This is a genomic window from Streptomyces sp. NPDC051172 (genome assembly GCF_040682555.1).
In the GTDB taxonomy this organism is placed as follows: domain Bacteria; phylum Actinomycetota; class Actinomycetes; order Streptomycetales; family Streptomycetaceae; genus Streptomyces.
This window is the reverse complement of the sequence record NZ_JBFBBE010000099.1, coordinates 21533-34076: the sequence shown is the minus strand read 5'-3', so window position 1 is coordinate 34076 and position 12544 is coordinate 21533. Positions and strand designations below refer to the sequence as shown.

General features: G+C 71.6%; 10 protein-coding genes. 7 read left to right on the top strand and 3 right to left on the bottom strand.

The window, feature by feature from the left end; genetic code table 11:
• Nucleotides 1–199 precede the first annotated feature (199 nt).
• Nucleotides 200–3754 carry a transcription-repair coupling factor gene (gene mfd, locus AB0N07_RS38555; RefSeq protein ID WP_365843429.1) on the top strand — a complete coding sequence of 1185 codons (3555 nt, stop codon included), beginning with the start codon at nucleotides 200–202 and terminating at the stop codon, nucleotides 3752–3754.
• Nucleotides 3755–3817: 63 nt separating this feature from the next.
• Here the strand turns inward: mfd and AB0N07_RS38550 are convergent, their stop codons facing one another.
• Complete coding sequence (locus AB0N07_RS38550) at nucleotides 3818–4003, bottom strand: antitoxin (protein ID WP_365843427.1); 186 nt, start codon at nucleotides 4001–4003, stop codon at nucleotides 3818–3820.
• A gap of 202 nt (nucleotides 4004–4205) precedes the next feature.
• On the opposite strand from AB0N07_RS38550, the gene AB0N07_RS38545 reads away from it, so the two are divergent.
• Nucleotides 4206–4922, top strand: coding sequence for an HNH endonuclease family protein (locus AB0N07_RS38545; RefSeq protein ID WP_365843425.1), 717 nt, complete (start codon nucleotides 4206–4208; stop codon nucleotides 4920–4922).
• A gap of 22 nt (nucleotides 4923–4944) precedes the next feature.
• Here AB0N07_RS38545 and AB0N07_RS38540 read toward each other — a convergent pair whose 3' ends face one another.
• Both AB0N07_RS38540 and AB0N07_RS38535 read right to left on the bottom strand, forming a co-directional pair.
• Nucleotides 4945–5670, bottom strand: coding sequence for a hypothetical protein (locus AB0N07_RS38540; RefSeq protein WP_365843423.1), 726 nt, complete (start codon nucleotides 5668–5670; stop codon nucleotides 4945–4947).
• A 255-nt stretch (nucleotides 5671–5925) separates the two neighbouring features.
• On the bottom strand, nucleotides 5926–6048 hold the full coding sequence (locus AB0N07_RS38535; protein ID WP_365843421.1) for a hypothetical protein: 123 nt from the start codon (nucleotides 6046–6048) through the stop codon (nucleotides 5926–5928).
• Between the two features lie 215 nt (nucleotides 6049–6263).
• Between AB0N07_RS38535 and AB0N07_RS38530 the strand changes: the two genes are divergently transcribed.
• The 5 genes from AB0N07_RS38530 to AB0N07_RS38510 all read left to right on the top strand — a co-directional run bounded on the left by AB0N07_RS38530 (nucleotide 6264) and on the right by AB0N07_RS38510 (nucleotide 12487).
• Nucleotides 6264–8426 (top strand): N-6 DNA methylase, encoded by a 2163-nt coding sequence (locus AB0N07_RS38530; protein ID WP_365843419.1) that lies wholly within the window; start codon nucleotides 6264–6266, stop codon nucleotides 8424–8426.
• Nucleotides 8427–8589: 163 nt separating this feature from the next.
• Nucleotides 8590–9177: a hypothetical protein gene (locus tag AB0N07_RS38525; protein ID WP_365843417.1), complete on the top strand. Its 588-nt coding sequence runs from the start codon at nucleotides 8590–8592 to the stop codon at nucleotides 9175–9177.
• Between the two features lie 38 nt (nucleotides 9178–9215).
• Nucleotides 9216–10709 carry a protein kinase gene (locus AB0N07_RS38520; RefSeq protein ID WP_365843435.1) on the top strand — a complete coding sequence of 498 codons (1494 nt, stop codon included), beginning with the start codon at nucleotides 9216–9218 and terminating at the stop codon, nucleotides 10707–10709.
• 159 nt (nucleotides 10710–10868) lie between these two features.
• On the top strand, nucleotides 10869–11696 hold the full coding sequence (locus tag AB0N07_RS38515; protein WP_365843415.1) for a glycoside hydrolase domain-containing protein: 828 nt from the start codon (nucleotides 10869–10871) through the stop codon (nucleotides 11694–11696).
• A gap of 143 nt (nucleotides 11697–11839) precedes the next feature.
• A complete protein-coding gene (locus tag AB0N07_RS38510; protein ID WP_365843413.1) occupies nucleotides 11840–12487 on the top strand; it encodes a SurA N-terminal domain-containing protein in 648 nt (215 codons plus the stop codon).
• Nucleotides 12488–12544: the final 57 nt, after the last annotated feature.

Below are 12544 nucleotides of genomic sequence, written 5' to 3'. Positions count from 1 at the left end.
GGAGTTTGAGGACGAGGCCGTTCAGGCCGAAAGCGGGGGTCTGGGGGCGCAGCCCCCAGGGACGGGACGGGTAGGGGCGGCGGGGGCGTTGTCCACAGCCCCCGACGTCCGCCCGGGCATCGACGTACGCTGGAGACCCCCGGCCGGTCACCGCGTCGGGCGATTCGCGTTGCCCACCCCCGGACGAAAGCCGCCCCGAATGAGCCTGCACGGTCTGCTCGACGCCGTCGTCAAGGACACCGCCCTCGCAGAAGCCGTCAAGGCGGCCACCGACGGCAACCGCATGCACATCGACCTCGTCGGCCCCCCCGCCGCCCGACCCTTCGCGATCGCCGCCCTCGCCCGCGAGACCGGCCGCCCCGTGCTCGCGGTGACGGCGACCGGACGCGAGGCGGAGGACCTGGCCGCAGCCCTGCGCTCGCTGCTGCCGCCGGACCGCGTCGTGGACTACCCCTCCTGGGAGACACTCCCGCACGAGCGGCTGAGCCCCCGCAGCGACACCGTCGGCCGCCGCCTCGCCGTGCTGCGCCGCCTGGCCCACCCCCGCCCCGACGACCCCGAGACCGGCCCGGTCTCCGTCGTCGTAGCGCCGGTACGGTCCGTGCTGCAGCCGCAGGTCAAGGGCCTGGGAGACCTGGAACCGGTCGCACTGAAGACCGGGCAGACCGCCGATCTGAACGAGATCGTGGAATCCCTCGCCGCCGCCGCGTACGCGCGCGTGGAGCTCGTCGAGAAGCGCGGCGAGTTCGCCGTACGAGGCGGCATCCTGGACGTCTTCCCGCCCACCGAGGAACACCCCCTGCGCGTGGAGTTCTGGGGCGACGACGTCGAGGAGATCCGCTACTTCAAGGTCGCCGACCAGCGCTCCCTCGAAGTCGCCGAGCACGGCCTGTGGGCGCCGCCCTGTCGTGAACTCCTGCTCACGGACGACGTACGCGCGCGTGCGCGCACCCTCGCCGAACAGCATCCGGAGCTGGGCGAACTGCTCGGCAAGATCGCCGAGGGCATCGCGGTCGAGGGCATGGAGTCCCTCGCCCCCGTCCTGGTCGACGACATGGAGCTGCTGATCGACGTCCTGCCCAAGGGCGCCATGGCCGTCGTATGCGATCCGGAGCGGGTACGCACACGTGCCGCCGATCTGGTCGCGACCTCCCAGGAGTTCCTCCAGGCGTCCTGGGCGGCCACGGCCGGCGGCGGCGAGGCACCCATCGACGTCGGCGCCGCATCACTCTGGTCCATCGCGGACGTCCGTGACCGGGCCCGCGAGCTGGACATGATGTGGTGGTCGGTCTCCCCCTTCGCGGCGGACGAGGACCTCACGCTGACATATGCCGCTGACGCGGCGGGCGACACCCTCAAGCTCGGCATGCACGCCCCCGAGACCTACCGCGGCGACACCGCCAAGGCCCTCGCCGACACCAAGGGCTGGCTCGCCGAGGGCTGGCGCACGGTGTTCGTCACCGAGGGCCACGGCCCGGCGGCCCGCACGGTCGAGGTGCTGGGCGGCGAGGGCATCGCCGCCCGCCTCGACGTGGAGCTCGGGGCGATCTCCCCGTCCGTCGTTCACGTGGCGTGCGGCTCGATCGACTACGGCTTCGTCGACCCGGCGCTCAGGGTCGCCGTCCTGACCGAGACCGACCTGTCCGGCCAGAAGGCCGCCGGCAAGGACGGCGCCCGGATGCCGGCCCGCCGCCGCAAGACCATCGACCCGCTCACCCTGGAGGCGGGCGACTACATCGTCCACGAGCAGCACGGCGTCGGCCGCTACATCGAGATGGTGCAGCGCACGGTGCAGGGCGCCACCCGCGAGTACCTCGTCGTCGAGTACGCCCCCGCCAAGCGCGGCCAGCCCGGCGACCGTCTCTACATCCCCACCGACCAGCTGGAGCAGATCACCAAGTACGTCGGCGGCGAGGCCCCCACCCTGCACCGCCTGGGCGGCGCCGACTGGACGAAGACCAAGGCACGTGCGAAGAAGGCCGTAAAGGAGATCGCGGCCGACCTCATCAGGCTGTACAGCGCGCGCATGGCCGCCCCCGGCCACACCTTCGGCCCGGACACCCCCTGGCAGCGCGAGCTGGAGGACGCCTTCCCGTACGCGGAGACGCCCGACCAGCTCACCACCATCGCCGAGGTCAAGGAGGACATGGAGAAGTCGGTCCCCATGGACCGCCTGATCTGCGGCGACGTCGGCTACGGCAAGACGGAGATCGCGGTGAGGGCCGCCTTCAAGGCCGTACAGGACGGCAAGCAGGTCGCGGTCCTCGTCCCCACGACCCTTCTCGTGCAGCAGCACTTCGGGACGTTCTCCGAGCGCTACTCCCAATTCCCCGTCAACGTAAGGGCGCTCAGCCGCTTCCAGACCGACACGGAGGCGAAGGCCGTCCTGGAGGGGCTGCGGGAGGGCTCGGTGGACGTCGTCATCGGCACCCACCGTCTCTTCTCCTCGGAGACCAAGTTCAAGGACCTCGGTCTGGTCATCGTCGACGAGGAGCAGCGCTTCGGCGTCGAGCACAAGGAACAGCTGAAGAAGCTGCGCGCCAACGTCGACGTCCTGACGATGTCCGCGACCCCCATCCCCAGGACCCTGGAGATGGCCGTGACCGGCATCCGCGAGATGTCGACGATCACCACACCCCCGGAGGAGCGCCACCCCGTCCTGACCTTCGTCGGGCCGTACGAGGAGAAGCAGATCGGCGCCGCCATCCGCCGCGAACTCCTGCGCGAGGGCCAGGTCTTCTACATCCACAACCGGGTCGAGTCCATCGACCGGGCCGCCTCCCGGCTGCGTGAGATCGTCCCCGAGGCGCGCATCGCGACCGCCCACGGCCAGATGTCCGAGTCGACCCTCGAACAGGTCGTCGTCGACTTCTGGGAGAAGAAGTACGACGTCCTCGTCTCGACCACGATCGTCGAGTCCGGCATCGACATCTCCAACGCCAACACCCTGATCGTGGAGCGCGGCGACAACTTCGGCCTCTCCCAGCTGCACCAGCTGCGCGGCCGGGTGGGCCGCGGCCGCGAGCGCGGTTACGCCTACTTCCTGTACCCGCCGGAGAAGCCCCTGACGGAGACCGCCCACGAGCGTCTGGCGACGATCGCCCAGCACACCGAGATGGGCGCCGGCATGTACGTCGCCATGAAGGACCTGGAGATCCGCGGCGCGGGCAACCTCCTCGGCGGCGAACAGTCCGGCCACATCGCGGGCGTCGGTTTCGACCTGTACGTCCGTATGGTCGGCGAGGCGGTCGCGGACTACCGGGCCTCCCTGGAGGGCGGGGTGGAGGAGGAGCCGCCCCTGGAGGTCAAGATCGAGCTCCCCGTCGACGCGCACGTCCCGCACGACTATGCGCCGGGCGAGCGCCTGCGCCTGCAGGCCTACCGCGCCATCGCCTCCGCCAACACGGAGGAGGACATCAAGTCCGTGCGCGAGGAACTCGTCGACCGCTACGGCAAGTTGCCCGAACCGGTGGAGAACCTGCTGCTCGTTGCGGGCCTGCGGATGCTCGCCCGCGCCTGCGAGGTCGGCGAGATCGTCCTGCAGGGCAACAACATCCGCTTCGCACCGGTGGAGCTCCGGGAGTCCCAGGAGCTCAGGGTCAAGCGCCTGTACCCGGGGACCGTCATCAAGCCGGCCGTCCACCAGGTGCTGGTACCGCGTCCGAAGACGGCGAAGGTGGGTGGAAAGCCGCTGGTCGGGCGGGAGTTGCTGGGCTGGGTGGGCGAGTTCCTGACGTCGATCCTGGGGTCGTAGCCGTCCCGCTGCGCAAGGAAGCCGTCCGCGGGAGGCGGATTCCGCGGACGGCTGCTGTGTGACCTACGGCTGTTCGGGCCTGCCGCGATCCATGCCGAGCTGCCCCTCGATGCGCTGCTGGGCGTCGTCGACCTGGTTCTCGTATTTGTTGCCCGTTCTCTCGTTGACCTTCCGCTCCGCGGCGTCGGACATTTCCTTGGCCTTGTCCTGCGCCTGACGGTTGCTCTTGAACCTGTCGAAGATGCCCATCCAGAGCTCCTTCCCGAGGTGACTCAGGAACGACGATACGTCCCTTGTGTGACAAACGCCCACTGGGTCGCTTCTGGTCTGGACCTCGTGAATGCCTCCGTGCGCCCGCTCGCTACGGTGTGCGGACAGTCGTACGGGAAATTCGTACGAGAGGAGACCACCCGTGCGGGGGTGGATCGCGCAGGCAAGGGGAGGGCGCTCCATGAGGCGTCTGAGGGGTGGGGCGGCTGCCGCCATGGTGCTGGTGTGCGCCGTGGCCGGATGCAAGGCCGGGACGAAGACCGGATCCGGCGGGCCGCAGGAGACCGGGGGCGGCGGTGCGGCCCTCACGGCCGCCGAGTCGCTGACCGTGAAGGGGCGCGCGCCGAAGACGGGTTACTCCCGGGACAGGTTCGGCGCCGCCTGGGCGGACACCGACTCCAACAGCTGCGACACCCGTGACGACGTCCTCAAACGGGACCTGGACGAGGTGAAGTTCAGTGACGGCAAGTGCAAGGTGTCTTACGGAGTCCTGGAGTCGGACCCGTACTCCGGCCAGAAGGTGACCTACCGCCGCGGCCGCAGCCTCGTCGACATCGACCACATGGTCGCGCTCTCCGACGCCTGGCAGAAGGGCGCCAAGTACTGGGATGCGCGCAAGCGCATAGCCCTCGCCAACGACCCGCTCAACCTCCTCGCCGTCGACGCGAGCATCAACCGCGCCAAGGGCGACGGCGACACGGCGACCTGGGTGCCGCCCAACAAGGCCTACCGGTGCACCTATGTCGCCGCCCAGGTCGCGGTGAAGAAGAAGTACGGGCTGTGGGTGACCGCCGCCGAGAAGGCCGCGATGGAGAAGGTCCTCAGGACCTGCCCGGGGCAGAAACTCCCCTCCGGCGGCAACCCGACCGAGGCGCCGGCCCGGTTCCGCGCCGGCTGACGGGGACGGGCCGGGGGCCCGGCTACGCCTGCTTGTTCAGCGCCGCGAGGACCGTCGTCGTCACCTTCTTCGCGGACGCGGCGCCGTTGTCGCTGCCCGCCGTGGACAGCACGGTGACCACCGAGTTGCCGGACCGGGCCGCGATCAGCGTGGTGCCGTTCTGCCAGGTGCTGCTCGTCAGCCTCATCGTGTAGGCCTCGTCCCCGAGCCCGGAGGCGGACTTGCCGGTGAGCTTCACCTTGGCGTGCGCGTCGGTGTCCGTGAACGTGGCGCACTCGGCGGCGACGGACTGCAGGCTCTTCATCACCGCGGCGGCCGTGGTGCCCTGGAAGGTGTCGATCTCCTGGGCGACCTCCTGCGTCTTGTCCTTGCTCGCGTAGTCGTTCTGCGCGAACGACACGCCGCCCTTGTAGCCGCTCACCTGGATCCAGGACGTGGCTTCCAGCCTGGTGCAGTCCGGCTTCGCACTCTTCTTGGCGGACGGGGAGAGGAGGGTGCCGCCGGTGTCCGAGGAACCGTCGGCCTCGATGGTGAGCCCGGCGGGGAAGGCCGAAGCGGGTGCCAGCGCCTTCTTCAGCTCCGTACCGGTGGGCAGAGAGGCGTTGGGGTCCTTCGCCTTGGCCGCGGCCGCCTTGTCGGAGGAAGCCCCGCCCCCCTGGTCGGAGGAGGAACCGGACGAGCAGGCGGTGAGGGCCAGGGGGAGTGCCGCAACGGCGAACAGGGTGGCGACACGAGGCGAGAGACGCATGACAGTCCTTCAGAGGATGGAGTTGACGGGGGAGCGCACGGCATGCCGTGCAAGGGCCGGAGGCGGCCCGGGGCGTGGGGAGTGGGGCCGCCCGTGGAAGCCGGTGGAACGGCTCGGTGAGCGGCGAGCGGTCATGGTAAGCGTGCGGGTGGGGCGGCCGAACCCCAGGTGGGGGGCGGTGAGCCGGCGCCGGCCCGGTGCCCGGGCCGCGCCCCGGCGGTCACAGGAGGGGCAGGGCGGGCCGCCTTCTTCCAGTCACCGCAGCCGGTGGTCTTGAAGTAGGCGTCGCCCGGGCTGCGCCTTGTCACCTGCGTTCGCCGTGACGACGCCGATGACCACGACCCCCACGACGGCGCCCAGCGCAAGCTTGCCCTTCATGCCCATGGCGAAGTCCCCCCTTGGACGTTCGGATGTGGCGACTGCCGTTGCCCGGCGGCTGCCGTTCACGGTGTTCGCTGGGTCAATAAGAGCAGAGCTTGTGAACCGAGTCAACACGGTTCACGGGGGCGAGTATGTACACGGCCGTGAATGCATGGATCTTGCGCGCGTCGGTATGCTCGGCGTCACACTGTGACTACGAGGGGAGCCGGCGGGTGCAGGACAACGCGACAGAGGTGACCGCCGCCGGGATCGCACGGCTGGCCGGAGTCGGCCGCGCCGCCGTCAGCAACTGGCGCCGCCGCCACGCCGACTTCCCCAAGCCCGTCGGCGGCACCGAGACGAGCCCGTCCTTCGCGCTCGCCGAAATCGAGGCCTGGCTGCGCAAGCAGGGCAAACTCGCCGAGGTGCCTTTGCGTGAACGCGTCTGGCAGCAACTCGCCGGACATCCCGAGGGCCCCGTCACGGCACTGACCCACGCCGGCTGCGCCCTGCTGCTCATCCACGACCGGCCGACGGCCTGGCTGGAGGCGAGCGCGGGGTCCGACGAGCGGCTGGCGGCGATGTTGACGGGCGCGCTGGAGGACGTCCTGGTGCCGCGCTTCGGTGCGGCGGTTCGAGGGCGCAGTGTTCACGGCGGATCGGCCGAAGGCGCGGCGCCGGGTGTGAACTCCCCGCTGCCTGTGAACTCCCAGCTGGCTGTGAACACTCCTGCCTCCGCCCACACTCCCGCCTCCGCCCCCACACCACCCGCCGTGCAAGCCCCCTCCGGCCCCCAACTCCTCCCCTCCGCCCCCCTCCTGCGCGGTGTCGCCGAACTCGCCGCCGCATCAGGCGCCCGCCAGACCTTCGAGTTCCTGCTCGGCCGCCACCTCGACGCCAACCCCCGCCAGTACACGCTGACCCCCGCCGAACTCGCCGGCCTCATGGCCGACCTGGCAGGCACCGCCCGCACCCTCCTCGACCCCGCCTGCGGCACCGGCGCCCTGCTGCGCGCCGTCACCCCCAGACCCGACCAGGAGCTCTACGCCCAGGACAGCGCCCCCGACCTCGCCGCGCTCACCGCGCTGCGCCTCGCCCTGCACACGCCGGCGACCGTGCGCGGCGCCGCGGGCGACACGCTGCGCGCCGACGCCTACCCCGGGCTGCGCGCCGACGCCGTCCTGTGCCACCCGCCGTTCAACGAACGCAACTGGGGCCACGACGAACTCGCCTACGACCCCCGCTGGGAGTACGGCTTCCCGGCCCGCAACGAATCCGAGCTGGCCTGGGCCCAGCACGCCCTCGCCCGCCTGCGCGACGGCGGCACCGCCGTCCTGCTCATGCCGCCCGCCGCCGCCTCCCGCCGCTCCGGCCGCCGTATCCGCGCCGACCTGCTGCGCCGCGGCGCACTGCGCGCCGTCGTCGCCCTGCCCCTCGGCGCGGCACCCCCGTACAACATCCCGCTCCACCTGTGGGTGCTGCGCCGCCCCGACAAGGCGCCCGCGCAGCCCGAGGTGCTGCTCGCCGACACCGGGCAGTACGCCACCGAGGGGCGAGGCGGCCCCGACTGGCGGGCCGTGCGCGAGGCCGTGCTCGACGCCTGGGTCGCCTTCGACCGTGCCGGAAGGCTCGACGAACGCCCGGGCCTGGCCCGCTCCCTCCCCGTCATCGACCTCCTCGACGACGACGTCGACCTCGCCCCGGCCCGCCATCTGCCGCCCCCGGCCGTGGCCGACGGCGCCGGCGCGCTCACCGCCGTACGCGAACGCCTCGGCGAGACCCTGCGGTTGGCCGCCGACCTCACCCCGCCGCCCGCGGGCCACGCACAGCCCGCGCCCCGCTGGCCGGTCACCACCGTCGGTGAACTCGCCCGCGGTGGCGCCCTGGTGCTGCGCACCGGCGGAAACGGCGGCCACGCGCGCGTGCCCGTCCTCACCGACCACGACGTCTTCGCCCAGACCGCCCCCTCCGGCGCCCTGCCCGAGAGCGACGAGGACGCCGTGCTGACGCAGCCGGGCGACGTCGTCGTGCCGGTGCTCGGCGGCGGCTCGGTCGCGCGCGTGATCGACGACGCCACCGCGGGCGCCGCCCTGGGACGCAACCTCGTCCTCCTGCGCCCCGATCCCACGGCGCTCGACCCCTGGTTCCTCGCCGGCTTCCTGCGCGGCACCGCCAACAACCGCCAGGCCAGCAGCTACGCGTCCACGGCCACCCGCCTCGACGTGCGCCGCCTCCAACTGCCCCGCCTCCCCATGGACGAACAGCGGCGCTACGGCGAACGCTTCCGCGCCCTCGACGACTTCGAACGCGCCCTGCGGCACGCGGGCCGCCTCGGAGAGCAACTCGTGCGCGGGATGTACGACGGGCTGACGGACGGGACGGTCGCACCGGACTGACCGGACCGACCGACCGGACCGGCGCGTTCCCGTTCGTGGGACCTGACCAGCGCACAACGGTTCGGTACAACCCGGGACGCGTTGTCCTTGTCGGCCTATACGCTCGGACTCGGTACTCGCGCCGGTACTCACGTTCGTCCCCACCAGGCCTCCAGGAGCAGCCATGCAGGGCCACGGCTACGCCGCGCCTCCGCCCCGTCGACCCTCGACCGGGGTGCTGGTCCTGCTGCGTGTGATCTTCGTGGCGGTGGCGCTGCTCAGCATCGGATTCCTGGCCTGGGTGGCGACGCTCCGCGCGGCGATCGTGACCCGCAGGGCCACCGACTGGTGGATCTTCGCGGCCTCGGTGGTGGTCCTCGGCATCAGCTTCGCCTTCCTGAGCACCGACCACACCGACGACTACAGCACCCCGAACGGCAACGCGGGCATGATCATCCTGCTGCTGAACGCCGTGGCGTGCGCCGGCTACTACCTCTACGCGGACATACGTCACTTCGGGCCGGGTCCCACCGGCCACCCGATGGCCCCGGGCATGGGCTACGGCTACCCGCAGCCCCCGTCGCCGTACGCGGCCACGCTCCCGCAGACGCCCGTGGTGGCCGCGCCCTCCACGCCCGTACCGCCGCCCCCGCCGCCGCAGCGCCCCGCGCCCGCCCGTATCGACCAGGTGCGCGCCGAACTCGACGAGCTCAGCGACTATCTGCGCCAGCACCCGGGCCACTCCGACGGCAACCACGAGGGCGGAAGGTGACCGTGGCGGCAGGACGGGTCGTCGCCGGCCGCTATGCGCTGTCCACGCTGATCGGGCAGGGCGGCATGGGCCAGGTCTGGACGGCGTACGACGGGCGGCTCGACCGGCGCGTCGCGGTGAAGCTGCTGCGCCCCGACAAGGTGGCCGGGCAGGAGGCCGACGAGCTGCGCCGCCGCTTCGTGCGCGAGTGCCGGGTGACCGCGCAGGTCGACCACCCCGGCCTGGTCACCGTGCACGACGCGGGCAGCGAGGGCGAGGAACTGTTCCTCGTCATGCAGTACGTCGACGGCGCGGACCTCTCCGACCATCTCGCCGAGCACGATCCGTACCCGTGGCAGTGGGCGGTCGCCGTCGCCGCGCAACTGTGCGCCGTGCTGAGCGCCGTGCACGCCGTGCCGATCGTCCACCGCGACCTCAAGCCCCGCAATGTGATGGTGAAGCAGGACGGCACGGTCACCGTTCTCGACCTCGGCGTCGCCTCCGTGATGGACGCCGACACCACCCGGCTCACCCACACCGGCACCCCCATCGGCTCGCCCGCCTACATGGCGCCCGAGCAGGCCATGGGCGGCGCGGTCGGCCCGTACACCGACCTGTACGCGCTCGGGGTGCTGCTGCACGAACTCCTCAGCGGCGACGTGCCGTTCGCGGGCTCCACGGCACTCGGCGTACTGCACCGGCACCTGTACGAGCCCCCGGTCCCCGTGCGCCGTATCCGCCCGGAGGTCCCCGAGGCGCTCGAAGCCCTGGTCCTGCGCCTGCTCGCCAAGGACCCGCAGCACCGCCCCGCCTCCGCCCAGGAGGTCTACGACCACCTGGAGCTGCTGCTGCCCGCGCGCGGCACGCCCACCGGGGCACCCCTCGACCCCACCCGCCCCTTCCTGCGCCCGCACGCCCCTTGGCCGGACCGCGCGCGCACGCCCGCGCCCCGGCTCGCGCCCGTCACCCCGCCCGTGGAGAAGGCGGAGAAACCGGACGTCGCCCGGGCCGTCGACGAGGTCAAGCGACTCCTCGGCGAGGGCCGCATCACCCAGGCCGTCGACATCCTCGGCGCGATCCTGCCGGCCGCCGCCGAACAGCACGGCGAGCACTCCCCGGTCGTCCGCACCCTGCGCAAGCAGTACGCGGCGACCCTCATGGACGACGGCCAGTACCGGCGCGCACTGCCCGAACTGCGCCGCCTCGCCGACGAACGCGCCGCCGAGGCGGGCCAGGCCGACCCGCAGTCGCTGCGCTTCCGCTACGAGGCCGCCCAGTGCCTGGAGTCCCTCGGTGAACCGGCGGCCGCGCTCGCCGAGTACCGCGCGCTGCTGCCGTACTACGAGAACCAGTACGTGGCCGGCGACCCCGAGCTCGCCCACGACGTCCGCCGCCGCATCGGGCACCTCCTGCTCGCCCTCGGCGACCGCGCAGCAGCGCACGACACACTCGCCCGGCTCCTGCTCGACGTGGAGCGCCTGCGCGGCCCCGGCCACCCGCTCGCGGCCGAAATCCGCCGCACTCTGGGGTGGTTGGGGCAGGTGCGAGGTTAGTTTTTACCGAGCCCTGAGGGATTATTGTGATCCTCGGGGGCTTATTTTTCCCGAAAGCATGACCGGGTCCGGATACGTTTCCGTTCGTTTTACGCCAGGCAACGCAGCACGCCTGGCAACGCACAATGCAGCCGACGCACAACCAGGGGTGGGGTACACATGGCAGGCCATCGGCAGTCCAAGAAGCGCAGATACATCACCTGGGCCGCCGCCGGTGCCGCCGTGGTCGCGGGAGCCGGCCTCGCCGCGCAGAGCTCCATGGCCGCCACCACCTGGCCCGCCCAGCAGACGTACACCGGCCGCGCCTTCGACACCTGTGCCGCCCCCTCCCTGGCCGCGATGAAGGCCTGGCACACCGGCTTCTACGGCGCCGCGGCCGTCTACGTCGGCGGCAGGAACCGCGGCTGCTCCCAGCCCAACCTCACCGCCTCCTGGGTGAAGTCGGTCAGCACGGTCGGCTGGAAGCTCATCCCGCTCTACGTCGGCGCCCAGCCGCCCTGCCAGTCCGGCTCCAGCCCCGAGAAGATCACCGCCACCACGGCCGCCTCCCTCGGCAAGACCGACGCGGACGACGCCGTGGCCAAGGCATCGGCGCTCGGTATGAAGGCCGGCAGCCCGATCTACCTGGACATGGAGTCGTACGACGTCACGAACACGTCGTGCAACAACGCCGTGCTCACCTATGTCCGCGCCTTCGACAAGGAGCTGCGCGCCAAGGTCTACCGCGCCGGCTACTACGGCTTCACCAGCTCCAGCGCGAAGGCCATCGCGAACGCCACCGACAAGACCGACCTGCCGGGCAACCTCTGGTACGCCCTGTGGGACAACCAGAACACCACGACCACGGACTGGCCGTTCGGCTCGACCCAGTACACGAACCACAGCCGCGGTCACCAGTACCTGGTCAACAGCAAGGAGACGCGGAACGGCTACACGATCACCGTGGACCGCGACGCATGGGACGCCCCGGTGGCCATCACCGGCTGAGCCCCGGCCCCCGCCGAGGCGCGACGGTGCCCGAAGTCGCGGTGAATCGTTGGTCGAATGGGTTGGCCACAGCCGACCCACTGCCTACCATCGATCACCGCAAGACTTTGTGCACCGTCGCACAATCTCCTCGGGAGGCTTCCTTGCACCGCCGCCGTCGCACCGCGCTCGTCCTCACCGCCGCGATCGCCGCCGCGGCCCCCGCCCTGACCGCCTGCGGAAGCGGTGCGCACCCCGGTGCGGCAGCCGTCGTCGGCGGTCAGCGGATCACCGTGGCGCAGCTTCAGACCCGGGTGAACGAGGTGCGCGCGGCGCAGCGGGCGGCCGTGAAGGACGACGCGCAGTACAAGCAGGCCGTCTCGCAGACCGCCGGACTCACCCGCGACACCCTGCACGGGATGGTCATCGACCGGGTACTGCACCGCGCCGCCCAGGACGCGGGCGTGAGCGTCACGCCCAAGGAGGTCCAGCAGATGCGCACGGGCCTGGAGCAGCAGGTCGGCGGCTCCAAGGCCCTCCAGACGGCCTGGCTCCAGCAGTACGGCGTCGCCCCGCAGCGCCTCGACGAGAACCTGCGCCTCCAGCTCGAGGCCCAGAAGCTGGCCCAGGCCCTCGGCGCCGACACCAGCAAGCCTGCCTTCTGGAACGCCCTGTCCAAGGCGTCCAGGGAACTCCACGTCGACCTGAACCCGCGCTACGGCACCTGGGACGTCCAGAAGAGCAGTCGCGTCGACGCGACGACCCCCTGGGTGCGAGAGGTCACGGCGACCGGGACGCAGCAGACGGCGTAACGGTCCTCCAGAGCCGCCGCCCCTGTGGACAGCGACCCGGCGGACCACGGCCCTGTG

Excerpts from the sequence above, each read along its gene's own strand:
- AB0N07_RS38540 (WP_365843423.1), bottom strand. The coding sequence starts at position 5,670 with ATGCGTCTCTCGCCTCGTGTCGCCACCCTGTTCGCCGTTGCGGCACTC.
- AB0N07_RS38550 (WP_365843427.1), bottom strand. The coding sequence starts at position 4,003 with ATGGGCATCTTCGACAGGTTCAAGAGCAACCGTCAGGCGCAGGACAAG.
- mfd (WP_365843429.1), top strand. The coding sequence starts at position 200 with ATGAGCCTGCACGGTCTGCTCGACGCCGTCGTCAAGGACACCGCCCTC.
- AB0N07_RS38535 (WP_365843421.1), bottom strand. The coding sequence starts at position 6,048 with ATGAAGGGCAAGCTTGCGCTGGGCGCCGTCGTGGGGGTCGTGGTCATC.
- AB0N07_RS38515 (WP_365843415.1), top strand. The coding sequence starts at position 10,869 with ATGGCAGGCCATCGGCAGTCCAAGAAGCGCAGATACATCACCTGGGCC.
- AB0N07_RS38525 (WP_365843417.1), top strand. The coding sequence starts at position 8,590 with ATGCAGGGCCACGGCTACGCCGCGCCTCCGCCCCGTCGACCCTCGACC.
- AB0N07_RS38545 (WP_365843425.1), top strand. The coding sequence starts at position 4,206 with ATGAGGCGTCTGAGGGGTGGGGCGGCTGCCGCCATGGTGCTGGTGTGC.